Below are 25,188 nucleotides of genomic sequence, written 5' to 3'. Positions count from 1 at the left end.
GGGGGTGAATGACGATGGCTATTGCAAACAATCAGATTGAAACAAATGAGAATAAAAATAAAGAAAAAGAAGTAAAGCAGTATATCGTAGTTCAGATCGGTTCTGAAAAGTACGGAATTGATATCAGCTATGTCGATAATATTGTGCGTATGCAGAAAATTACCCGTGTGCCAAAGGCACAGGAGTATTTCAAGGGAATCATCAATCTTCGAGGCGAAATTGTGCCGGTTATGAGTATCCGTCTGAAAATGGGACTTGAGGATGATACCTTTACTTCGGCATCCCGGATCATTATTTTAAAGATCGAAGATAAAGGGTCTTTAGGTGTGATTGTAGATGAGGTTTGTGAGGTTGTAAATCTTTCTGAGGATCAGATCGAAAATAACAATATCAATTCAAATCATGTAAAAGATACTTTTATCAATGGTATTGGAACAAGCGGAGATCAGCTGATTTCCCTGTTTGAAATCAATGCGATTGTAGACGAAAAAGATAACACATAAGACAACTGAGTATAGTGAGGCTATGCCTCACTATACATGGTTATTGGAGGAAAAAGATGAACGATTTTACATTGGATAATGTAAATGAAATGTATATTGACGTACTGCGCGAAATTGGAAATATCGGAGCGGGAAATGCAACAACTTCTCTGGCAAGCATGATCAATGAACAGATTGATATGAATGTTCCGAAAGTAGAATTGATGGAAGCTTCTAAGCTGAGTTCCGCAATTTGTCCGGAAGACGAGATTATTGTCGGAATTTTTCTGGAAGTAACACATGATATTACAGGAAGCATGATGTTTTTAATGCGCATGGATTCCGCCCATTATCTTGTGAACAAACTGATGGGAAGAGACCCGGAAAACGATGCACCTTTTGATGAGATGGATTTATCTGCCATGAAGGAAATCGGAAATATTATTACGGCTTCGTATCTGTCTGCACTTTCAAGTATGACAAATCTTACGATTTTACCATCCGTTCCATATATTGCGGTGGATATGGCGGGAGCGATTCTTAGTGTTCCGGCAATTCAGTTTGGACAGTACGGAAATAATGCGCTGCTGATTGAAACAGAATTTGGCGATGAACGTATGATTAATGGATATTTTATCTTGATGCCTGAGGAAGAGTCCTATGCAAAGATTTTATCCTCTCTTGGAATTCAGCTATAGAGGAGATCGTAGAATATGGGAGAAGTGATCAAGGTTGGAATGGCAGACCTGAAAACCGCAAAAGCTCCGAATACACTCACGACACTGGGGTTGGGCTCTTGTATCGGATTAACACTTTATGATCCGGTGACGAAAATCGGTGGATTGGTACATTATATGCTGCCAGACAGCACAAAATTAAAAAATAATACCAATATTGCAAAATTCGGGGATACCGGAATCCGTGAACTTTTAAGACAGGTTCTGGCTTTGGGAGCAAATCAGAGAAGACTTGTGGCAAAGATCGCGGGGGGCGCATGCATGTTTGAAATGAGCGGACTTTCGTCTGTGGGAAATGTAGGCGCACGCAATGCGGAAGAAGCAAAAATTATTTTGAAAGAATTAAGGATCCCGCTGATCGCGGAGGATACCGGTTTAAATTACGGACGTACGGTAGAACTGGATTGTGAGACCGGAGATTTCAGAATTAAATCGGTGGGAAAAGAAATTAAAGTAATATAGAGGGGCAGAAGATGAAAACCAATGGTGTACCGGCTATTATTATGTTGGCGGCAGGGTTTATTGACTGTGTGATTGCAATTCTTACGCACATGTCACTTTGGAATTTTACAAGACAGCTGTTACTGGTACTTGTCCTGTTTTATGTGATCGGTTGTGTGGTAAAAATGATCATTGACCGAAACTTCAAGGATATGGAAGATGACCAGAACGGGGAAGAAACGGAAGAGTCTAAAGAGGAGCAGGAAGCGGAAAGCTCTGAGGAACAGGAAAAAACTGAACAGGCCAAAGATGCACAGGAGCAGTCGCAGGAGCAGCCGGAGGTTCAGGAGGAACAACAAACAAAGTAATTAACCGGGGCGGAATGATGTAGATGAAAACTGCGGATAAAGAAAAACTCTGGGATGCGTATCGTCAGAAGAAAACGCAGGAGACCAGAGAACAGCTGATAATTGAATATGCGCAGCTTGTAAAACTCGTAGCGGGAAGACTCAGCATGTATCTTGGACACAATGTGGAATATGATGATTTGGTCAGTTATGGGATTTTCGGACTGATTGACGCAATTGATAAATTTGATCTGGAAAAAAATGTAAAATTTGAAACATATGCGAGTTTGCGGATTCGTGGTGCTATTTTAGACCAGATTCGTAAAATGGACTGGATTCCAAGAAGCGTAAGACAGCGACAGCGCAAAATTGATGAAGCGATGAAACAGATCGAGATGAGGACCGGTAAAACAGCTTCGGATGAAGAACTTGCAAAGCAGCTGGGGCTGACGGATGAGGAACTGTGCAGCTGGCAGACACAGCTTAAGGTGACCAATGTTGTGTCTTTGAATGAATTTGAAGAAAACGGTTCGGAGCCAATGATTGATTCGGCGCATCCGGTCCGGTTTTCACAGCCGGAAGAAGTGGTGGAGGAAGCAGAATTAAAAGAAAAACTGGCGGAATCCCTGGAACTTCTGACGGAGAAAGAGCGGCGCGTTATTGAACTTTATTATTATGAAGATATGACCCTAAAAGAAATCAGTAAAATATTGGAAGTGTCAGAATCACGTATTTCCCAGTTACATACCAAAGCATTAAACAAGATGCGTAAAAAAATGGGTGTTTATATGAATATTCTGACGGAGTAGGAGCGGATCTATGGCAATTGCACCAATCAATTATGCTACGATACAGCGTACCGCAGACATCGAGACATTTAAAAACCAGCAGGATACAAAACCGATGGTGGATCAGCAGAATATTCAGGTGCAGGTGGATCACAGGGAGGATGTTCTGCATCATCAGGTCATCCATCCGGAAGAAAATGAGCAGCTGGATAATCACACGGATGCCAGGGAAGAAGGAAAAAACAAATATAAAAAACAGGGATCTGTGAGAAAAAAAACAAACAAAGAAACGAAGCGGACGGGTGGCAATCCGGTTGGCGGCAGTTTTGATATGAAAATCTGAGGGAAAATATATGACGGGTGTGGAAATTACACTGATTCTGGTTGGAATCATTTTTGTTCTCGTAAGCTTTTTTGTTCAGGAAAAACTTACCCCGAAAGATGTACAGGAGATAACCAGATTAAGTGAGAAGGAATTAAAGATTATTGTCGAGCGGGAACTGAAAAATGCAAATGACAAGGTAGAAGATGCAATCGATGCAGTGGTAGAACAGTCCCAGGAGAATGCCAAGCGTCTGATGGAAAAAGAAACGAATGAGAAAATTATGGCAATCAACGAATATTCCAATACGGTGATTGAATCAATGAATAAAACGCATAATGAAATTCTCTTTTTATATAATATGCTCAATGACAAGCATACGGAACTGACCGGGCTTGCATCGCAGCTACAACAGTTTTCGGAGCAGGTAAAACATACACAGGATGAAATGATGACACATCTGACGGAAACGGTAAAAGAGCCTGAACCGGCAAGAACGGAAGTGTCAGAGCCTGTGGAGGAACAGCCGCAGCAGATTTCACCAAAAGCATCTGTGGCAGAGGAAACCGATAACGGAAGCTTCAACGATCAGGTACTTGCACTTCATCAAAACGGAGTGTCTGATGTGGAAATTGCCCGTAAGCTGGGACGGGGGCTTGGAGAAGTGAAGCTGGTGATCGGATTATACAAAGGGGAAGATGTCAGTGAGATTTAAATATTATTTACGTGGCTGCGGACTTGGAATTCTGGTTGCCTCGCTGGTATTTATTGTATCGTTACATGCACACGGCGGAGCAATGTCGGATGAAAAAGCTATGCAGAGAGCTTCGGAACTTGGAATGATCATGCCGGATGACACACAGACGCAGGAAGCAGAAACGCAGACAACAGAACTTCCGGTAAAGGAAACGAATCTTCCGGATACACAAAGAACGACACAGGCAGTGACACAGAAGGTTCCGCAGAACGATACACAAAAACAGACGGAGCGTGATACTTCTTCGGAACAGAATGACACATCAAAAGAGTCGGAGAAAAAGGCGGAAGAAAAGAAAAAAACACAGGACTCTCAAAAGAAAGAAGAAGAGAAGAAAAAAGCGCAGGAGACCGAGAAGGAAGAAACAAAAAAGGAAAAAGTCTCCATTACAATAAAAGGCGGAGAAGTGTGCAGGGAGATTGCACAGGATCTGCAGGAGAAAGGACTTGTCAAGGATGCGGAAGATTTCCGCAAATATATGCAGGATCACAATTATGCAAGATATATCCGTGTGGGGACATTTACGCTGGAAAAGGGAATGAACTATAGCGAGATTGCGAAAGTACTGACAAAAAAATAGTATAATAAAGCTTGCATGAAAGCCTTTGGTATGATATAATGCCAAAGGCTTTAAATTTTATTAAACACATGTATGGAAGCTGCCGGTGCCGGATCTACGCTTTTCCGGTGGCAGACTAATAGGAAGTACATGGAAGAAATCAACCAAACGGAGGTAATTAAAATGAGCGTAATTTCTATGAAACAGTTACTTGAGGCAGGTGTTCATTTCGGACATCAGACAAGAAGATGGAACCCTAAAATGGCTCCATACATCTACACAGAACGTAACGGTATCTACATCATTGACTTACAGAAGTCTGTTGGCAAGGTAGATGAGGCATATGATGCAATTTCCGATATCGCTGCTCAGGGTGGTACCATTCTTTTCGTTGGTACAAAGAAGCAGGCACAGGATGCTATTAAGACTGAGGCAGAGCGTTGCGGAATGTACTATGTAAATGAGAGATGGTTAGGTGGAATGCTTACAAACTTCAGAACCATCCAGAGCCGTATTGCACGTCTGAAAGAAATCGAGACCATGTCTGAAGATGGAACATTTGATGTTCTGCCAAAGAAGGAAGTTATTGCACTGAAAAAAGAGTGGGATAAGTTAGAGAAGAACCTTGGCGGAATCAAGGATATGAAGAGAATTCCTGACGCTATCTTTATCGTAGATCCTAAGAAGGAGAGAATCTGCGTACAGGAAGCACAGTCTTTAGGAATCACACTGATCGGTATTGCTGATACAAACTGTGATCCGGACGAGTTAGATTATGTAATCCCAGGTAATGATGATGCAATCAGAGCCGTTAAGCTTATCGTTTCCAAGATGGCAGATGCTGTTATCGAGGCAAAGCAGGGAACTGAGGAAGTTGCTGCAGAAGCTGCTGAGGAGACAGTAGAAGAATAATTTTTGCATAATCATTCGAGAATTGGAGGAAAAAAAGATGGCAATTACTGCTGCTATGGTTAAGGAACTGCGTGAGATGACAGGCGCAGGCATGATGGATTGTAAGAAAGCTCTGACAGAGACAAACGGAGATATGGATGCCGCTGTTGACGTTTTGAAAAAAAGCGGTGCAGCCAAGATGGAAAAGAAGCAGAGCAGAATCGCTGCGGAAGGTATCGCAAGAGTTGCAGTAAACGGAAATGTTGCTGTTGTAGCTGAGGTTAACTCAGAGACAGATTTCGTTGCTAAAAATGAAACATTCCAGGAGTTTGTTCAGACAGTTGCAGATACAGCACTTGCTTCTGATTTAAACGGTGGAGCAAACGGCGAAGATATCGAGGCACTTCTTGCTACAAACGGACTCAGTGATCTGCTTGTTGAGAAGACAGCAACAATCGGAGAGAAGTTATCTGTGCGCAGATTCGCAAAGGTAACCGGTGATGCTGTTGCTTCTTATATTCACGGTGGCGGAAGAATCGGTGTTGTTATCGCTGCAGACGGTGCATCTGATGATGCTGCAAAAGAGGCTCTTACAAACATTGCTATGCAGGTTGCTGCAATGAACCCACAGTATATCAGCAGAAACGATATTTCCGCTGAGGAACTTGCAAAGATCAAAGAGATCACAATTGACAGCGCATTAAACGATGCAACAACTCTTCCAAAGCCTATCTTAAACAAATTACTGGACAAGGCAATCGGCGAGAAGGTATGGAGTGATGAGGATATCAATAACTTCGAAGAGCATAAGAGCAATATGAATTATGTCTGGAATTTCCTTTCCGATGCTGCAAAGGTTCAGCTGGGTGAGCTGGCTATGGCAGATAAGGCATCTATCACTGCTGAGAAGATGTTCGGCGGTCTTGTAGAAGGTCGTGTATCCAAGCAGTTAAAGGAGATCTGCCTTCTTGATCAGACATACGTTAAGGCGGAAGATGGCAAGCAGTCCGTAGCTAAGTATCTTGAGTCTGTTTCCAAGAATTTTAAAATCACCAAGATGATTCGTTTCGAAGTTGGCGAGGGTATGGAAAAGAAACAGGAAGATTTCGCAGCAGAAGTTGCTGCACAGATGAACGCATAATCCGTTCACAGAGTCAAGCTGTGTGAAAACACAAAAGGAGTCGTGGTTTTGGAAAAATAAAGAAACCGTGGCTCCTTTTTTATAACAATTTTACAACAACAGGGAATTAAATCTTTACAAGTTTTCAAAATATGTTAAAATAGAAAAGGATATTTCCCGGTGGAGGAACAGGATGAGTACAAAAGATTCAGAAGCTTTGGAGCAGCAGCGCCAGAGGAGAAATCGCATCAACCGTATGAAGACGGGAATCATTGTGACGATTACGGTATGGATGCTTGTCTCACTGTTGGCAATTATCCTTCTGACGGTGCAGGTAGCACGTTTGAGCAGCCATGTAAAGAGACTGGAGAAAGCGGGACAGACAACCGTTTCGCAAAATATTCCGGATTCTGAAAATGTGCAGGCTGCGGATACAGAAAGCAGTGGGCAGGAGACACAGAAATCTGCTTACGATAAAGTTGTGACGGGGATTGATTCCGGGGACAATATGGCAAAAGAGGGAGATGCACATAAAGTATATCTTACTTTTGACGGTGGACCAGATGAAAATACGGACAAGATTCTCGACGTATTGGATAAATACGGAGTAAAAGCAACTTTTTTCGTAGTAGGGGATGATTCCAAGGATATGCAGGAGGTCTATAAGAGGATTGTAAAAGACGGACATACACTTGGAATGCATTCCTTTTCCAACAAATACAGTACAATATATGCCTCCACAGAGGCATTTGAACAGGATTTTGATAAGATTTCCTCATATCTGAAAGACGTTACGGGAGTCAATAGTCTCTATTATCGTTTTCCGGGAGGAAGCAGCAATGAGATCAGCAATGTAAATATGGCTGAATTCGTTCGTGTCTTAAATGAAAAGGGAATTACATACTTTGACTGGAACGTTTCCGCAGGAGATACTTCATCGGATTATACGGTGGATGATGTTGTGACAAATGTGACAGAAGGAGTAAAAAGATACAAAACCTCGGTTGTGTTATTACACGACGGAGATGACAAGTCAACAACGGTAGAGGCTCTGGAACCTTTGATTCAGAAACTGCAACAGATGAAAGCTGAGATTCTGCCGATTGATGAAAATACAAAAGTCATTCAATATATCAAGGCAGATAGTGTTGAATAAGTAGTATGAGTGGAGGAAGCACGATGGGATTATTTAAAGATTTTAAGGATGATTTTTCTCAGGCGGTCAATGAAATGATGCCGGGAGCAGACGCTCCGGAAAAAGAAAACAAAGCAGAAGATCTGGTAGTTAACACTCTGGGAGAAGATGTGGATGTGAAATCCGAATTATCCAAACTGGATGGTTTACTGGAGCAGGTACAGAAGGATGACGGGTCTGATACACAAAAGTTAGAGTCGGAGCTTCCACCAATTCACAAAGAGGATAAAAAACCGGTGATCACACCAGCTGTGGACCCGGTAATCAATACATTTAATGAGGAGAAAAAAATTATGAGCGACACAACAATGGAAACCCCAAAGCCAACAGCACCAGTGATGAATAACAAAGTGAATCCGGATGCAGTTTCAGATGAGACATCTGTTATAACCGCAGGAACTGTTCTGACCGGTGATATCGCGTCTGACGGATCATTTGATATTCAGGGAACCATCAACGGAAATGTAACCTGTAATGGTAAGCTGGTTGTAACCGGAACCATTAACGGAAACAGTGCAGCTTCAGAGTTTTTTGCTGATGTGGCAAAAGTTGAGGGAGAAGTTGTAAGTTCCGGTACAGTTAAGATTGGAGCCGGTTCTGTGATCATTGGTAATATTGCAGCAGCTTCTGCAGTTATTGCAGGTGCAATCAAGGGTGATATCGATGTACAGGGACCTGTTGTTGTTGATACATCTGCAGTAGTCATGGGAAATATCAAATCCCGTTCCGTACAGATTAATAACGGTGCAGTAATCGAAGGTTTCTGCTCTCAGTGTTATGCTGATATTGATGTACAGGGACTTTTTGACGGAAAGTAAAATTAATCATAGGAGACAGATACGATGAAACGTATTTTATTAAAACTCAGTGGAGAGGCACTGGCCGGGGACAAGCATCATGGATTTGATGAGCCGACAGTTACGGTTGTTGCAAAGCAGGTAAAGCAATTGGTAGATGCAGGGGTACAGGTTGGTATTGTCATCGGAGGAGGAAACTTCTGGAGAGGACGTACCAGTGAGACGATCGACCGTACAAAAGCCGATCAGATCGGTATGCTTGCTACGGTTATGAACTGTATTTATGTGTCAGAAATTTTCCGTTCCGTTGGAATGATGACTTCCGTGCTTACCCCGTTTGAGTGCGGATCTATCACAAAGTTATATTCCAAGGATCGTGCAAATAAATATTTTGCACATAACATGGTTGTATTTTTTGCAGGTGGTACCGGACATCCATATTTCTCAACTGATACGGCAACGGTACTTCGTGCGGTAGAGATTGAAGCAGATGGAATTTATCTTGCCAAGGCAATCGATGGTGTATATGACAGCGATCCGAAAGTAAATCCATCCGCTAAGAAATATGATCAGGTTTCCATTCAGGAAGTCATTGATAAAAAACTTGCGGTCGTTGATTTGACAGCATCCGTAATGTGCATGGAAAACCACATTCCAATGTATGTATTCGGACTTGGTGAAACGAACAGCATTGTAAACGCGGTAAACGGCCAGTTCAACGGAACCGTCGTTACTGTGGACTAGGAGGATATAGTATATGGACGAGAGATTACAGATTTTTCAGGATAAAATGGAGAAATCCCTTGCCAATTTAAATGAGGAGTTCGCGGGAATCCGCGCAGGACGTGCGAATCCGCATGTGTTGGACAAACTTCGTGTTGATTATTACGGAACACCGTCTCCGATTCAGAGCGTTGCAAATGTCAGTGTTCCAGAGCCGAGAATGATTCAGATTCAGCCATGGGAAGCATCTATGGTAAAAGAAATTGAAAAAGCCATTCTCAGTTCGGATCTGGGAATTAACCCGACGAATGACGGAAAACTGATTCGTCTGGTATTTCCGGAACTGACCGAAGAGCGAAGAAAAGAGCTGGCAAAAGATATTAAGAAAAAAGGTGAGGGTGCCAAGGTCGCTGTGAGAAATATCCGCAGAGATGCGATGGATCATTTCAAAAAAGTAGGCAAGGCGGAGGATATTTCTGAGGACGAGATCAAGGATCTCGAAGACGGAATCCAGAAACTGACCGATCAGTATGTTGCACAGATTGACAAGGCTGTGGATGCCAAGTCGGATGAAATTCTTACAGTATAAGATGTTTAAGGGACATAAGCCTGTGGCTATGTCCCTTTTTCACTTGCAGGAAAGAGGGGAACAAGATTGATGAAAATTCCAAAACATGTGGCGATTATACTCGATGGGAATGGAAGATGGGCAAAAAGCAAGGGTATGCCACGCAATTATGGACATACCGTTGGCGCAAAGAATGTAGAAACGGTTTGTCAGGCTGCAGATGAGCTTGGAATTGAGTACCTGACACTGTATGCATTTTCCACGGAAAACTGGAATCGTCCGGACAGCGAAGTGGCTGCACTGATGAAACTGCTGGAGAGTTATTTGAAAAACTGTATCCGCACGGCAAATAAAAATAATATGCGGGTACGTGTGATTGGGGAACTTTCCAGATTATCCGAAAGTTTTCAGAAAAAGATTCAGGAACTGGAAGAAGTTTCCGCGGCAAATACGGGACTGAATCTGACCATTGCCATCAATTATGGAAGCCGGGATGAGATGCTTCGGGCCATGAAGCATATGTTTACTGATATAAAGAATGGCAGAATCACGGAGGAGGAAATCAATGAGAAAATCTTTTCCGGATATCTGGATACAAGGGAACTTCCAGACCCGGATTTACTGATTCGTACAAGTGGAGAGCAGCGGCTTTCCAATTATCTGCTGTGGCAGCTTGCGTATAGCGAATTTTATTTTACGGATGTTCCGTGGCCGGATTTTCATAAAAAAGAATTGGAATTAGCTGTGGAAGCGTATAATAAACGAGACAGACGCTTTGGCGGACTTAAGGAGGAAGAATAGGATGTTTAAAACGAGACTGTTAAGCGGAATCGTGCTGGTAATTCTGGCTCTGTTTTTGATTATTTCAGGCCATGAAATTTTATTATTTGCAACACTTGCCATTTCCTGTATCGGAATGTTTGAATTATATCGCGTGTTCAAGATGGAAAAGACCGTTCTGGCAGGCGTTGGATATCTGGCGGCAATCGTTTATTACTGTAATTTACAGTGGAAGTTTCTGCCGGATCTTATGATTTTATTTATGGCATTTTTGATTCTGTTAATGTTTGTATTTGTATTTGCATATCCGAAATTTCATGCAGATCAGGTGATGGCAGCATTTTTTGGATTCTTCTATGTAGCGGTCATGCTTTCTTATGTATATCAGATCCGTACGCTGGAGAGAGGGTTATATCTTGCCTTTCTTGTATTTTTATGTTCGTGGGGATGCGATACCTGTGCATATTGCGTCGGAATGCTGATCGGAAAGCACAAGATGTCGCCGAAACTCAGTCCGAAAAAATCGGTAGAGGGTGCAGTGGGAGGTGTGGCAGGTGCTGCGCTTCTGACCGCTTTATATTGTTTTATTTTCCGTAGCCCGATGCATCTGGAACGTGGAGAAATTGTAATTCTTGCTGTGATTGCGGCAATTGCCGGACTGATTTCCATGGTAGGGGATCTGACAGCTTCTGCCATCAAAAGAAATTATGATATCAAGGATTACGGAAAGCTGATTCCCGGTCATGGAGGAATTCTCGACCGGTTTGACAGCATGATTATTACTGCACCAATCATTTATTTCCTGGCGCTTCATATGCTGTAAGAGGTGAACGATGAAAAAGATAGCAATTTTGGGATCGACAGGGTCCATTGGAACACAGACACTTTCTGTGATTGAAGAACATGCAGATGATTTCGAAGTGACCGCACTTGCCTGTGGAAACAATATCCGTCTGCTGGAAGAACAAATGCGGAAATTTCGCCCAAAGCTTGTTGCTGTGTGGAGCAAAGAGGCAGCAGCTTCCCTTCGGGTCCGCACGGCGGATCTGGGCATTCCTGTGGAAACCGGAATGGATGGATTACTTGCGGTTGCAACTTATGAAGAGTCGGAAATTCTGGTGACGGCGATTGTCGGGATGCTCGGAATCCGGCCGACCATTGCAGCCATAAAGGCAAAGAAAACGATTGCCCTGGCAAACAAAGAAACGTTAGTTACGGCAGGACATCTGATTATTCCGCTTGCAGCGGAGTATGGAGTGTCCATTCTTCCGGTAGACAGTGAACATAGTGCCATTTTCCAGTCTTTGCAGGGAAACGAAGAAAATCCGATCAGTAAAATCCTTCTTACCGCATCCGGAGGACCGTTCCGGGGCAGAAAGAAGCAGGATCTGCTTCATATACAGGTGGAAGATGCATTAAAGCATCCGAACTGGTCCATGGGACACAAGGTGACCATTGATTCTTCGACACTTGTGAACAAAGGGCTTGAGGTTATGGAAGCAAAATGGCTGTTTGGTGTGGAACTCGAACAGATTGAAGTTGTCGTGCATCCGCAGAGTGTCATTCATTCTGCTGTGGAATATGAGGATGGTGCAGTGATTGCGCAGCTTGGAACGCCGGATATGCGTCTGCCGATTCAGTATGCACTGTATTACCCAAAGCGGAAACATTTATCCGGGAAGCGTCTGGATCTTTTTGCTCTTTGTGACCTTACGTTTGAGCGCCCGGATACGGATACCTTCCGTGGGCTTTCCCTGGCATATGATGCTGCCAGACGGGGAGGAAATATCCCAACGGTTTTTAATGCCGCAAATGAAAAGGCAGTGGCAATGTTTCTGGACAGAAAAATCGCTTATCCGGAAATTACGGAAATGATTGAAGCTGCAATGGAAGAAGTCAGCTATATCGCACATCCGGATTTAGAGCAGATCTTAGAGACAGAGCAGGCAACATATGAATATATAGGGGGCAGGTGGTAAAAAAAATGAAAATTGTATCATTTCTTATCGCATTTGTAATATTTAGTATTGTAATTTTATTTCATGAACTGGGGCATTTTTTGCTTGCAAAGGCAAACGGAATCCGGGTAAATGAATTTTGTTTCGGCCTTGGACCGACTATCTGTGGGATACAAAAAGGCGAAACCAAATACTGCATTAAGGCATTTCCGTTTGGAGGAGCCTGCATGATGGAAGGGGAAGACGAAGATTCGACGGACAATCGCGCATTTGGTAAAAAGCCGGTATGGGGACGTATGAGCGTCGTATTTGCAGGGCCTTTTTTTAACTTTATTCTTGCATTTATTTTCGCGTTTATCCTGATGAGCTGTGTGGGATATGATAAGCCGGTTCTTTCCGGGGTAATGGAAGGATATGCCGCAGAAGAGGCAGGTCTTCAGGAAGGGGATGAGATTATCCGGATGAATCATTTTTCGGTTCATTTCAGCAGAGAAATCACTGCATACGGAACATTTCATTCCGGGGAAACCATTAAAGTCACTTATGCAAGGGATGGGCAGAAACATACGACAACACTGGTTCCGAAACTGGATAAAGAGACCGGAAGATATCTGTACGGATTTCAGACCATGGGAAATGTCCGGGTAAAGGGAAACGTGCTCACAAACTTAAAAAACAGTTTTTACGAGGTGCGATACTGGATTTATACCACTATCCAGAGTCTGAAAATGCTTGTGACACGTCAGGTATCTCCAAACGAACTGAGCGGACCGGTCGGTATCGTAAAATCAATCGGAGACACCTATCAGCAGTCTGTAAAAAATGACGGGTATTACTATGCACTTTTGAATATGCTCAACTGGACGATTCTTTTATCTGCGAATCTGGGCGTTATGAATCTGCTGCCGCTTCCGGCACTGGACGGAGGCCGGCTGTTATTTCTGATTATTGAGGCGATCCGCAGAAAGCGGATTGATCCAAACAAAGAAGGCATGGTAAATCTGGTTGGTATTGTATTGTTGTTTGGACTGATGTTTATTGTTATGTTCAATGACATTCGAAAACTATTTATCTAAGAGGCTAGAGGCGTTATGATGGAGAGACATATCACAAAGGAAGTACAGATTGGAAACAGATGGATTGGAGGAAATCATCCGATTGCGATTCAGTCTATGACAAATACAAAGACAGAGGATGTTGCGGCAACGGTGGCACAGATTAAGCAGCTGACAAAAGTCGGTTGTGAAATTATCCGCTGCGCGGTTCCCACCCAGGAGGCAGCTGCGGCGCTGACGGAAATCAAAAAACAGATTACCATCCCGCTGGTTGCGGATATCCATTTTGATTACCGGCTTGCGATTGCAGCCATGGAGCACGGTGCGGATAAAATTCGTATCAATCCCGGAAACATTGGAAGTCGTGAGCGTGTAAAAGCGGTTGTGGATGTGGCAAAAGAGCGCCGGATTCCTATCCGTGTGGGCGTCAACAGCGGATCTTTAGAGAAGGGTCTCGTGGAAAAATACCATGGTGTGACCGCAGAGGGAATTGTGGAGAGCGCAATGGATAAAGTGAAACTGATCGAAGATATGGGCTATGATAATCTTGTGATCAGTATCAAATCCTCGGATGTCATGATGTGTGTCAAAGCACATGAGCTGATCGCAAAACAGACGGATCATCCGCTGCATGTGGGAATCACAGAGGCGGGAACACTGATCAGCGGGAATATCAAATCCGCAATCGGTCTGGGACTGATTTTAAACCAGGGAATCGGGGATACTATCCGTGTTTCTCTGACCGGGGACCCGTTGGAAGAGATTAAATCCGCAAAACTGATTCTTCGTACCCTCGGACTTCGCAAAGGGGGCGTGGAAGTGGTTTCCTGTCCGACCTGCGGAAGAACCCGCATTGATCTGATCGGGCTTGCCAATCAAGTAGAAACGATGGTTTCGGAATTTCCGCTTGATATCAAAGTGGCGGTAATGGGATGTGTGGTAAACGGACCGGGAGAGGCAAAGGAAGCCGATATCGGGATTGCCGGAGGTGTCGGCGAGGGTCTGATTATCAAACATGGAGAAATTTACAAAAAAGTACCGGAAGCAGAACTTCTGCCGGCACTGCGTTATGAATTGGAACATTGGAGTGAAGACTGATGTCAAAAGCATTTCGTGAAGCCTTTCCGACACTGAAACTGGAGGAAGAACTCGAAGGGCTGTTAGATACAACTGAAGTGACAAAAATAAGTGCGAATCATGAACATACTCATATTCGCATTTATTTGCGTGCAAAAAGACTTATTTTCAAAAAAAACATATGGAAACTTGAAAAAGCGATTACCGAACAGATTTTTCAGAACCGGGCCATACAGGTAAAGATCATAGAGTCTTATGAGCTTTCCGAACAGTATACCCCGAAGTCTCTGATAGAGGTGTATAAGGACAGTATTTTAGATGAACTGAATGCCTACAGTGTGCTCGAATACAATCTGTTGCGGACGGCGGACATGGAATTTCCGGAAGAGGACCGTCTGATTCTGACGATGGATGAGACTATTATTGCCAAAACCCGTACGGATGAGATTATCGAATTTTTAGAGAAAGTGATCTGTGAGCGCTGTGGAATGAATCTGAAAATATTTCCACAATACCGGAAACCGCAGGAGAGCAAATACCGGAAAAATTCCGAAGAACAGATCCGGCAGGAAGTGGCAGGAATTGTTGCGCGGACGAAGCTGGTTATGGAAGGAAAATCCCAGGAAACGGAAGAAAAAGAGAAAACTGTCGAAACAGAAGAAAAAACAAAGACAATTGCAAAAACGGCAGGAAATCGTGCAGACACTTCAAAAAATGGTACAAATTATGCAAAACCAAAGCAGAAGTTTGAAAAGCGGGGAGAGTTCCGCCGGAAATTCGAGTCGGATAACGGCAAAAAATCCATGAATCCGGATGTAATATACGGAAGAGACTTCGAAGAAGAGAGCATGGAGATTGAGAAGATTGACGGACCGATCGGAGAGGTTGTGATCCGCGGAAAGATTCTGTCGGTAGATACCCGTGAGATCCGCAATGAAAAGACCATCATTATTTTTTCCGTGACTGATTTTACCGATACGATTGTTCTTAAAATTTTTGCGAGAAATGATGATGTACCGGAGCTGTTAAAAGAAATCAGCGGGGGAAAGTTTGTGCGTGTCAAAGGTGTTGCAACCATTGATAAGTTCGACAGTGAACTTACCATCGGTTCTATCGTCGGAATCAAGAAATGCGCCGATTTTACAACGGTCCGTATGGATACCAGCGTAGAAAAACGCATAGAGCTGCACTGCCATACCAAAATGAGTGATATGGATGGCGTTTCAGATGTCAAGGATATTGTCAAGCGTGCCATGAAATGGGGGCATAAGGCGATTGCCATTACCGATCACGGGGATGTGCAGGCGTTCCCGGATGCCAATCATACCGTACCGTCCGATTCGGATTTTAAAGTCATTTACGGCGTGGAGGCATATCTGGTCGATGATTTAAAGGGGATGGTGACGGACAGCCAGAACCAGGATCTGGATGCAGATTATGTGGTATTCGATTTGGAGACAACCGGATTTAGTCCGGAGACCAACCGCATTATAGAGATCGGGGCGGTGAAGGTGCAGAACGGAAAGATCGTGGACAAATTCTCAACGTTTGTCAATCCACAAGTGCCGATTCCGTTTCGGATTGAGCAGCTGACGTCGATCAATGATTCCATGGTGATTGATGCACCTGTCATTGCAGACATTCTTCCGGAATTTATGAAATTCTGCGAGGGATGTGTTATGGTTGCCCATAATGCCGATTTCGATATGAGTTTTATCAAGAAAAACTGCCAAAGGCTGGATATTCCATGCAAGCCGACGATTGTGGATACGGTTGCCCTGGCGCGTGTCCTGCTTCCGAATCTGAACCGTTTTAAGCTGGATACGGTTGCAAAAGCGCTGGGCGTATCCCTGGAAAATCACCATCGTGCAGTGGATGATGCCGGATGTACGGCAGAGATTTTTGTGAAGTTTATTGAGATGCTCCGGGAGCGCGGTATGTCTACCCTGGACGAAGTGAATGCAATGGGAACCTCATCGGTGCAGAATGTACAAAAGATGCCGACTTATCATGCGATCATTCTTGCCACCTGCGATCAGGGGCGGACAAACCTGTATAAGCTGATTTCGCTGGCGCATATCAAATATTATCACCGGCGTCCGAGGATTCCGAAGAGTGAATTTATCAGGTACCGGGATGGACTTCTGATCGGGTCTGCCTGCGAAGCGGGAGAGTTGTACCGGGCAATTTTAAATGGCCGTCCGGAGGAAGAAATTTCTAGACTGGTAAACTTTTATGATTATCTGGAAATCCAGCCGCTCGGAAACAATGCATTCCTTGTAAGAGATGAAGATTCTCCGGTTGCGTCCAATGATGATCTGATTGAGATCAATAAAAAGATTGTCCGGCTCGGTGAACAGTTCCATAAGCCGGTGGTGGCAACCTGTGATGTGCATTTTTTAGATCCGGAGGATGAAATTTACCGGAGAATTATCATGGCAGGGCAGGGATTTAAAGATGCGGATGAGCAGGCTCCCCTTTTTCTGCGGACGACGGAAGAGATGCTGAAAGAATTTGCCTATCTTGGAAGTGAAAAAGCAGAAGAGGTTGTTATTACAAACACAAACCGGATTGCGGATATGTGCGAAAAAATTTCTCCCGTTCGTCCGGATAAGTGTCCGCCGGTCATTGAAAATTCGGACCAGATGCTGCGTGACATCTGTTACAACAAAGCACATAAAATGTATGGAGATCCACTGCCGGAAATTGTGCAGGAACGTTTAGACCGGGAATTAAATTCCATTATCAGCAATGGGTATGCTGTGATGTATATCATTGCGCAGAAGCTGGTTTGGAAATCCAACGAAGACGGCTACCTGGTCGGATCGCGTGGATCGGTCGGAAGTTCTTTCGTTGCGACAATGTCCGGTATTACGGAGGTGAACCCGCTGCATGCGCATTATCTGTGCAAACATTGCCAGTACAGCGATTTTGATTCGGATCTGGTAAAATCTTTTTCCGGCCGAAGTGGATGTGATATGCCGGATAAGCTCTGTCCGCGCTGCGGAAAACCGCTTTCCAAAGAAGGGTTTGATATTCCGTTTGAGACGTTCCTGGGATTTAAGGGAAATAAAGAGCCGGATATCGACTTGAACTTTTCCGGAGAGTACCAGAGTAAGGCACATAAATACACCGAAGTTATCTTCGGGGAGGGACAGACCTTTAAGGCAGGAACGATCGGTACGCTGGCAGATAAGACGGCATTCGGTTATGTCAAAAATTATTATGAAGAGCGCGGTGTACATAAGAGAAACTGTGAAATTGACCGGATTGTACTTGGATGTGTCGGCGTGCGCCGTACTACAGGACAGCATCCGGGTGGTATCGTTGTTCTTCCGATGGGGGAACAGATTTATACATTTACCCCGGTTCAGCATCCGGCAAATGATATGACGGTCGATATTACGACCACACATTTTGATTATCACTCGATTGACCATAATCTTTTAAAACTTGACATTCTCGGGCACGATGATCCTACCATGATCCGTATGCTGCAGGATCTGACGGGTGTAGATCCGACGCAGATTCCATTGGATGATAAGGCTGTCATGTCGCTGTTTCAGGATACTTCCGCACTTGGCATCACGCCGGATGATCTGGTGAACTGTCAGCTGGGAGCATTGGGTATCCCGGAGTTTGGTACAGACTTTGCCATGGGCATGTTAATAGACACACAGCCAAAAGAATTTTCGGATCTGGTGCGTATTGCAGGGCTGTCCCATGGTACGGACGTATGGCTTGGCAATGCACAGACATTGATTCAGGAAAAGAAGGCAACGATTTCTACCGCCATCTGTACAAGGGATGATATCATGATCTATCTGATTGGCATGGGACTGGATTCCGAGGAATCGTTTAAGATTATGGAGAATGTCCGGAAGGGAATTGTGGCAAAAGGAAAATGCGACAAATGGCCGGAATGGAAGCAGGATATGATTGATCACAATGTACCGGACTGGTATATCTGGTCCTGTGAGAAGATTAAGTACATGTTCCCGAAAGCCCATGCAGCCGCGTATGTTATGATGGCATGGCGCATTGCCTACTGTAAAGTGTTTTATCCGCTGGCTTACTATGCAGCATATTTTTCTATCCGTGCGACCGCTTTCAGTTATGAGCTGATGTGTCAGGGAAAAGAAAAACTGGAAGGATATATGCATGAGTACGAAAAGCGCAAGGACGAGCTCTCCAAAAAAGAGCAGGATACCTACAAAGATATGCGTCTGGTACAGGAAATGTATGCCAGAGGATTTGAATTTCTTCCGCTGGATATCTATAAGTCAGAACCGCATCATTTTCAGATTGTGGATGGAAAACTGCTGCCGGCGCTCAATACGATTGACGGACTTGGCGATAATGCGGCAGTTGCGATTGCAGAAGCGGCAAAAGACGGAATTTTTCTTTCCAAGGATGATTTTAGGGAACGGACAAAAGTATCAAAGACAACAATAGAACTGATGAGTGATCTGGGATTGTTTGGCGATATGCCGGAATCCAATCAGCTTTCCCTGTTTGATTTTGGCGCGTAATGTTATGGAAGTTTTGAAAAACAAAAGAGGAGGAACCGCATTTTTGGGTTCCTCCTCTTTTACAGTCTTATAAATTTATTTTTTGATAACGCCGGGATGGAAAGCGGTGAGTGTTCCCGGATGATCGGTCGGTGTACAGAACATTTCTTTTGTCTTAAAATCGGTAAAATAGATGTAACTGGAAGTGACGTTGATATTGGAGTAATTGCCCTGTGCCAGTTCCTGATATCCACTGCCGTCATTTTTGATCATACAAAGGGCCGGATTGTCTTCGGAATAGCGCTGATAAAAAATACTGCTTCCGTATACATTGTAGAGATCCAGACTGTCCTTGGTAAGTGTAACCGGATGACCGGATTTCATATTGGTATGTACCAGGGCGTTGTTCTGATCCACATCCATATAATAGACATTGTCATCACTGGTTACAATCGGTTTGAAAGAATTACATTCATAGACTTTGCTTAAACTGTCACTGGCGGTATCCAGCTGATAGATGGCACCGTCACTTTCGGTTCCGCTGGTATAAATATACTGACCCAGCGTGCTGCATGTAAAAATGTAAGGCGAATATACTTTTTTGCGTCCTTTGCCATCGATTCCGATCTTGTAAAGCGTTGTAGCATCCTTGTCATCATAGTGCAGATAATAAATGTAGTTTCCGACAAGCGAGGCATACAGGCAGGGATCTTTGTCTAAAATTTTAGTGTTTTCTCCATTCTGGTCAATTCTGCACAGACTGTTTCTTGCGTAGGAGAAGAAATCAAATCCGGTTCCATTATTTTCATTATTGCGTACATAGTATACATAATGGTCATCGGCGTTGATATACATGACACGGTCATAACTGAGTTTTTTCAGATGATTGCCGTTTGTATCCATGGAATACAGCCGGTAATCGTCATCCGGATTGGCAAAATAAACGGTTCCGTTTTTCTCACAAAACAAGCCGGCATTGTAAAGGTTTCCGGCAGTATTTCCGTTGACATAGCTTGTGTTGTATTTGATCTTACTTTTCTGATGGCTGTAAAATCCCAGTCCTGCAAATACTACGACCAGAACAGCAATTATAATTATGGGCAAACGTTTTTTCATAATATCGAGTCCTCCTTGGTAAGTTGTATCTTGCCTTTTATACCTTTGTGTTATAAAATTTTATCATAAATCATGAAGGAGCGCTATATGAAAGATTTACTAGATATCCGAAAAGATATTGATAAAATTGACGAACAGATCGTAAAACTCTATGAGGAACGGATGAAACTGACCTCGGATGTGGCTGAATACAAAATAAACACCGGCAAGCAGGTTTTTGACAAAGAGAGAGAGGAATCCAAGCTGGCAACGCTGCAGAAAAAAGCGGAAAGTGATTTTACCAGACACGGAATCCGTGAACTTTTTGAGCAGATCATGGCGATGAGCCGTAAGAAACAGTATAAACTGCTGACGGAGCATGGAATTATGCCTCCGCAGGAGTTTGAGCCGATTCACACGCTGGATTATTCCAATGCAAGGATTGTTTTTCAGGGACTCGAAGGTGCCTACAGCCAGCTTGCCATGGAACAGTTTTTTGGAGAAAACTGCAATAATTTCCATGTGGAGAGCTGGAAAGATGCCATGGAGGCCATTAAGAACGGGGAAGCGGATTATGCGGTACTCCCGATCGAGAATTCTTCGGCAGGAATTGTCTCGGAAAATTATGATCTTCTGGTGGAATATGATAATTATATTGTCGGGGAGCAGATCATCCGTATTGATCATGCACTTTTAGGACTGGAAGATGCGGATGAGAGAGATATCCGTACCGTGTATTCGCACAAACAGTCACTGATGCAGTGCAGTGAATTTCTGGACAGTCATGCGGACTGGGAAAAATTCAGTGTCAGCAATAATGCCGTTGCAGCCAAGAAGGTCAAAGAGGATGGGGAGATTTCCCAGGCGGCGATTGCCAGTGCAAAAAATGCCCAGATTTATGGGTTGAAAGTATTACGCAATTCCATTCAGAATAATAAAAATAATTCGACCCGGTTTATTGTTGTGACAGGGAAAAAAGTATATACCGATCAGGCAGACCGGATCAGCATCTGTTTTGAGATCAATCACGAAAGCGGTGCTTTATATCATGCACTGTCGCATTTTATTTATAATGGACTGAATATGACAAATATCCAGTCACGTCCGTTACAGAATAAAAACTGGGAATATCGTTTCTTTGTTGATTTTGAGGGAAGATTTGAGGATCATGCAGTGCAGAATGCGCTGCGCGGACTTCGGGACGAAACAATTGCATTCCGGATTCTTGGTACGTATTAGTCAGAATTGGTGAAAGAAGGTGGGCGTATGGCAATTCACACATTTGCAGCAATTTATATTGGCACATACGATGTGAGCCTGAAGGTATTTGAGTTTACAAACAGAAAAAAGTTTCATGAGGTGGATCACATCCGGTCCCGGCAGGAACTGGGAAAAGGCACTTATGGCACAGGGACAATCGGATATGAGCAGGTGGAAGAACTTTGTGAAACACTGGCGCAGTTTAAAGAGATTATGGAAAGCTACAAGGTAGACAGTTATGAAGTCTGTGCAGCAGCCGCACTCCGGGATACCACAAATGAGATATTTGTCCTTGACCAGATTTATCTTAGAACCGGATTCCGGGTAAAGGTGTTAAGCAACTCGGAACACCGTTTTATCAGTTATAAAGCGGTGGCTGGCAGTCCGGTGTTTGAGGAGATGATAAAGACGAGTGCAGCAGTCGTGGATGTCGGCGGGGCGAGTGTGCAGATCACATTATTCCGTGACGGGAAAATGATCACGACACAACACATGGAAACAGGCATTATGCGCCTGCGGAATCTGCTTGGAGACCGCGGATACTCCCTGAAAATGTATGAAAACCAGATTGAGGAATATGTCAATAAAAAACTCGAGGGATTTCGCTCCATGTACATGAATACGCCGGTGGATTATCTGATCCTGATCAGTGACTATGCCGGCGGCCTGGTCAAAAAAATTGAGGAAAAAGGCGGAAAAAGCCGTCAGGTAAAGCTGGATAAATTCTCTAAATTTATCGATAAACTGCTCAAAAAAACGCTGGAGGAGATCACAGCGGAATTAAATCTTTCAGATGAGAGGGAACCGTTAATTATTCCGGCACTTGTGCTGTATAAAATGATGGCACAGAATGTGAATCCGAAAGAGGTATGGGTTCCGGGCGCAAATATTCAGGATGGTATGGCATTTGATTATGCACAGCACAATAAACTGCTGGCATCGACACATGATTTTGATGCGGATATCATTTCGGCGGCCACATTTTTATCGGAGCATTACCACAGTTTTTCTCCACACATTCAGACACTTTCCAAGCTATCCATTAAGATTTTTGATGCGATGAAACAGGAACACGGACTTGGAAAGCGAGCGCGTCTGCTGCTTCAGGTGGCTACAATCCTGCATGACTGTGGAAAGTATGTCAGCTTTGCGGAAGCGTCGGAGAGTACGTATCATATTATCATGTCCTCAGAGATTATCGGTCTGACCCATCAGGAGCGCGAGATTGTTGCACAGATCGTGCGTTACAATACCCTTCCTCTGGACCCGTATGAGGAAGTCGCCGATGTGCTGAGTCAGGAAGAGTATCTTTGCGTGGCAAAACTTTCGGCAATTCTTCGTGTGGCAAATGCGCTGGATCAGAGTCATAAACAGAAGTTTAAAAATATCCGGATCGCGGTAAGGGAGAGAAAACTCGTGATTACGGTCGAGGCATTTGAGGATATTGCGCTGGAACAGGCATTGTTTGACGCAAAGACCTCTTATTTTGAAAATGTATACAGCATGAAACCTGTTTTAAAAGAAAAGCGTATTTATAACTATTAGATCGGAGGGCTTTTATGGACACAAAAATAGATTTTAAAGATCCGGCATATTATGAAAACCGTGAGCTCAGCTGGATTAAGTTTGACCAGCGTGTATTAAGTGAAGCAAGAGATAAATCCATTCCGCTTTTGGAGCGGTTGAAATTTGTCAGTATTACTTCTTCCAATCTGGATGAATTTTTTATGGTAAGGGTGGCATCCTTAAAGGATATGGTACACGCAAAATATAAAAAGCGTGATATCGCCGGAATGACCGCCACGGAGCAGCTTTCCGCCATCAATAAACAGGCGCGGGAACTGGTCAATATCCAGTACAGTACTTTCAGCCGTTCCCTGATGCCGCTTCTGCACAAAGAAGGAATTTATCTTCTGGATGCACATGAGGATCTGAACGAGGAACAGGCGCGTTTTGTGGATCGCTATTTTATGGAAAATGTATATCCGGTACTCACCCCGATGGCAGTGGATGCGTCGCGTCCGTTTCCGCTGATTCGCAATAAGACACTGAATATTGCAGCACTTCTGACCGGAAAGAAAACGGAGGATGAGACTGTGTTTGCGACCGTGCAGGTGCCAAGTGTTCTGCCGCGTCTGGTACAGATTCCAAGCGAAGGGGAAACGAAGTCTTTCATTCTGCTTGAGCAGATTATAGAACGCAACATAGGCATACTGTTTTCCAATTACAAGGTATTGTGTGCGTATCCGTACCGGATCATGCGAAACGCAGATCTGACGATTGATGAGGATGAGGCATCGGATTTGCTGAAAGAGATTGAGAACAAATTAAAGATGCGTCAGTGGGGAGAAGTTATCCGTCTGGAAATTGAAGAGAAGGTAGATAAAAAGCTTCTGAAATTTTTAAAGACGGAGCTGAAAGTGTCGGATGAGGATATTTTTCAGATTGCAGGTCCGATCGATCTGACTTTTCTGATGAAAATGTATGGCATCGACGGGTACGATCATCTCCGCTATAAACCGTATACGCCGCAGCAGGTGCCGGAAATTACACCGGGAAGTGACATTTTTGCCGCAATCCGCAAAGGGGATATTTTTCTGCATCATCCATACGAAACCTTTGATCCGGTTGTGGATTTCATCCGGCAGGCATCCAAAGATCCGGATGTCCTGGCGATTAAACAGACACTGTATCGTGTCAGCGGAAATTCCCCGATTATCAGCAGTCTGGCACAGGCAGCGGAAAACGGCAAGCAGGTGTCGGTTCTGGTTGAGCTGAAAGCCCGTTTTGATGAGGAGCACAACATTGTCTGGGCGAAAAAACTGGAACAGGCAGGCTGTCATGTGATCTATGGTCTCGTTGGCCTTAAAACACACAGCAAGATCGCACTGGTGGTCCGCCGGGAAGAGGACGGAATCCGCCGCTATGTTCATCTGGGAACCGGAAACTATAACGATTCGACGGCAAAATTATATACGGACTGTGGAATCTTTACCTGCAAAGAGTCGATCGGGGAGGATGCCACAGCGGTATTTAATATGTTATCCGGATATTCCGAACCGCTGGCATGGAATGAACTGGTGCTGGCACCATACTGGCTGCGGGATAAATTTTTGCGCCTGATCGGCAGGGAAACAAAAAACGCGCAGCAGGGAAGAGAAGCCCGTATCGTGGCAAAGATGAATTCTCTCTGTGATCCGGGCATTATTGCGGCGCTGTATGAGGCATCTACAAGCGGTGTAAAGATTGATCTGATCGTGCGCGGAATCTGCTGTCTGCGCGTCGGAATTCCGGGAGTGAGTGAGAATATCTCCGTGCGTTCTATTGTGGGAAATTTCCTGGAGCACAGCCGTATTTTCTATTTTTATAATGACGGCAATCCGGAAGTATTTATGGGAAGTGCGGACTGGATGCCGCGAAATCTTGACCGGCGTGTAGAGATTGTTTTCCCGGTGATTGAGGAGGAACTCAAAGAAAAAGCACTGCATATTCTGCATGTGGAACTGGAAGATAATGTGAAAGCGCGTGTGATGCAGCCGGATGGTACTTATGAAAAACTTGACAAGCGGGGCAAGGTTCTGATAAACTCACAGGAGCAGTTTTGTGCGGAGGCAAAAGCAGCAGTGCCGGATCAGAATCCGGGAAATAACCAGCGGCTGTTTATTCCGGCAGAACCGGCGGAATAAATTTACAGAAAACAGTTGACAATACCGTAATCAGGTGGT

General features: G+C 44.0%; 24 protein-coding genes. 23 read left to right on the top strand and 1 reads right to left on the bottom strand.

All coding sequences use genetic code 11. From position 1 onward, the window contains the following. Window positions 1-14: 14 nt before the first annotated feature. From M72_RS08630 to M72_RS08535, 20 genes are all read left to right on the top strand, one after another. Window positions 15-503, top strand: coding sequence for a chemotaxis protein CheW (locus M72_RS08630; protein ID WP_172679179.1), 489 nt, complete (start codon window positions 15-17; stop codon window positions 501-503). 56 nt (window positions 504-559) lie between these two features. Then, window positions 560-1,180: a chemotaxis protein CheC gene (locus M72_RS08625; RefSeq protein ID WP_022046672.1), complete on the top strand. Its 621-nt coding sequence runs from the start codon at window positions 560-562 to the stop codon at window positions 1,178-1,180. Window positions 1,181-1,195: 15 nt separating this feature from the next. Continuing rightward, on the top strand, window positions 1,196-1,681 hold the full coding sequence (locus tag M72_RS08620) for a chemotaxis protein CheD (RefSeq protein ID WP_055067907.1): 486 nt from the start codon (window positions 1,196-1,198) through the stop codon (window positions 1,679-1,681). A gap of 11 nt (window positions 1,682-1,692) precedes the next feature. Further along, window positions 1,693-2,028: a hypothetical protein gene (locus M72_RS08615; RefSeq protein WP_176694775.1), complete on the top strand. Its 336-nt coding sequence runs from the start codon at window positions 1,693-1,695 to the stop codon at window positions 2,026-2,028. A gap of 23 nt (window positions 2,029-2,051) precedes the next feature. Beyond that, a complete protein-coding gene (locus M72_RS08610) occupies window positions 2,052-2,816 on the top strand; it encodes a FliA/WhiG family RNA polymerase sigma factor (protein WP_055067906.1) in 765 nt (254 codons plus the stop codon). Between the two features lie 10 nt (window positions 2,817-2,826). After that, window positions 2,827-3,138, top strand: a complete 312-nt coding sequence (locus M72_RS08605; RefSeq protein WP_022046668.1) for a hypothetical protein — start codon at window positions 2,827-2,829, stop codon at window positions 3,136-3,138. Between the two features lie 10 nt (window positions 3,139-3,148). Then, window positions 3,149-3,832 carry a DUF6115 domain-containing protein gene (locus tag M72_RS08600; RefSeq protein WP_055067905.1) on the top strand — a complete coding sequence of 228 codons (684 nt, stop codon included), beginning with the start codon at window positions 3,149-3,151 and terminating at the stop codon, window positions 3,830-3,832. Continuing rightward, window positions 3,822-4,454 carry an endolytic transglycosylase MltG gene (locus tag M72_RS08595; protein ID WP_055067904.1) on the top strand — a complete coding sequence of 211 codons (633 nt, stop codon included), beginning with the start codon at window positions 3,822-3,824 and terminating at the stop codon, window positions 4,452-4,454. Before M72_RS08600 ends, M72_RS08595 begins: the two co-directional genes overlap by 11 nt. Before the next feature lie 162 nt (window positions 4,455-4,616). After that, window positions 4,617-5,345, top strand: a complete 729-nt coding sequence (gene rpsB, locus M72_RS08590) for a 30S ribosomal protein S2 (protein WP_055067960.1) — start codon at window positions 4,617-4,619, stop codon at window positions 5,343-5,345. A 37-nt stretch (window positions 5,346-5,382) separates the two neighbouring features. Continuing rightward, the gene (gene tsf, locus M72_RS08585) at window positions 5,383-6,465 is read left to right on the top strand and encodes a translation elongation factor Ts (RefSeq protein WP_055067903.1); all 1,083 of its coding nucleotides are present in this window, start codon (window positions 5,383-5,385) and stop codon (window positions 6,463-6,465) included. Window positions 6,466-6,637: 172 nt separating this feature from the next. After that, a complete protein-coding gene (locus M72_RS08580; RefSeq protein ID WP_055067902.1) occupies window positions 6,638-7,600 on the top strand; it encodes a polysaccharide deacetylase family protein in 963 nt (320 codons plus the stop codon). Between the two features lie 23 nt (window positions 7,601-7,623). Then, window positions 7,624-8,457 (top strand): bactofilin family protein, encoded by an 834-nt coding sequence (locus M72_RS08575; RefSeq protein WP_055067901.1) that lies wholly within the window; start codon window positions 7,624-7,626, stop codon window positions 8,455-8,457. A gap of 24 nt (window positions 8,458-8,481) precedes the next feature. After that, the gene (pyrH, locus tag M72_RS08570) at window positions 8,482-9,180 is read left to right on the top strand and encodes a UMP kinase (RefSeq protein WP_055067900.1); all 699 of its coding nucleotides are present in this window, start codon (window positions 8,482-8,484) and stop codon (window positions 9,178-9,180) included. Between the two features lie 13 nt (window positions 9,181-9,193). Next, entirely contained in the window at window positions 9,194-9,748 is a 555-nt protein-coding gene (frr, locus tag M72_RS08565) for a ribosome recycling factor (protein WP_022046660.1), read from the top strand. 69 nt (window positions 9,749-9,817) lie between these two features. Further along, window positions 9,818-10,528 (top strand): isoprenyl transferase, encoded by a 711-nt coding sequence (locus tag M72_RS08560; protein WP_055067899.1) that lies wholly within the window; start codon window positions 9,818-9,820, stop codon window positions 10,526-10,528. 1 nt (window position 10,529) lies between these two features. Continuing rightward, window positions 10,530-11,330: a phosphatidate cytidylyltransferase gene (locus M72_RS08555; protein WP_022046658.1), complete on the top strand. Its 801-nt coding sequence runs from the start codon at window positions 10,530-10,532 to the stop codon at window positions 11,328-11,330. 10 nt (window positions 11,331-11,340) lie between these two features. Then, complete coding sequence (locus M72_RS08550; RefSeq protein WP_055067898.1) at window positions 11,341-12,486, top strand: 1-deoxy-D-xylulose-5-phosphate reductoisomerase; 1,146 nt, start codon at window positions 11,341-11,343, stop codon at window positions 12,484-12,486. Window positions 12,487-12,491: 5 nt separating this feature from the next. Next, window positions 12,492-13,541: an RIP metalloprotease RseP gene (gene rseP, locus M72_RS08545; protein ID WP_055067959.1), complete on the top strand. Its 1,050-nt coding sequence runs from the start codon at window positions 12,492-12,494 to the stop codon at window positions 13,539-13,541. 18 nt (window positions 13,542-13,559) lie between these two features. Beyond that, entirely contained in the window at window positions 13,560-14,618 is a 1,059-nt protein-coding gene (gene ispG, locus M72_RS08540) for a flavodoxin-dependent (E)-4-hydroxy-3-methylbut-2-enyl-diphosphate synthase (RefSeq protein WP_055067958.1), read from the top strand. Then, a complete protein-coding gene (locus M72_RS08535) occupies window positions 14,618-19,129 on the top strand; it encodes a PolC-type DNA polymerase III (protein WP_055067897.1) in 4,512 nt (1,503 codons plus the stop codon). Before ispG ends, M72_RS08535 begins: the two co-directional genes overlap by 1 nt. Window positions 19,130-19,204: 75 nt before the next feature. On the opposite strand, the gene M72_RS08530 is transcribed toward M72_RS08535, so the two are convergent. Then, window positions 19,205-20,224 (bottom strand): DUF5050 domain-containing protein, encoded by a 1,020-nt coding sequence (locus M72_RS08530; protein ID WP_055067896.1) that lies wholly within the window; start codon window positions 20,222-20,224, stop codon window positions 19,205-19,207. An 87-nt stretch (window positions 20,225-20,311) separates the two neighbouring features. Between M72_RS08530 and pheA the strand changes: the two genes are divergently transcribed. From pheA to M72_RS08515, 3 genes are read left to right on the top strand one after another with little or no spacing between them, the layout of a single operon-like run. Further along, on the top strand, window positions 20,312-21,442 hold the full coding sequence (gene pheA, locus M72_RS08525; protein ID WP_022046652.1) for a prephenate dehydratase: 1,131 nt from the start codon (window positions 20,312-20,314) through the stop codon (window positions 21,440-21,442). Window positions 21,443-21,469: 27 nt separating this feature from the next. Next, entirely contained in the window at window positions 21,470-23,008 is a 1,539-nt protein-coding gene (locus tag M72_RS08520; protein ID WP_055067895.1) for a Ppx/GppA phosphatase family protein, read from the top strand. Between the two features lie 14 nt (window positions 23,009-23,022). Further along, entirely contained in the window at window positions 23,023-25,149 is a 2,127-nt protein-coding gene (locus M72_RS08515) for an RNA degradosome polyphosphate kinase (RefSeq protein ID WP_055067894.1), read from the top strand. Window positions 25,150-25,188: the final 39 nt, after the last annotated feature.

The sequence above is a fragment of the Roseburia faecis genome, assembly GCF_001406815.1.
Classification (GTDB): domain Bacteria; phylum Bacillota; class Clostridia; order Lachnospirales; family Lachnospiraceae; genus Roseburia; species Roseburia faecis.
This window is presented reverse-complemented; position numbering and strand designations above follow the sequence as displayed.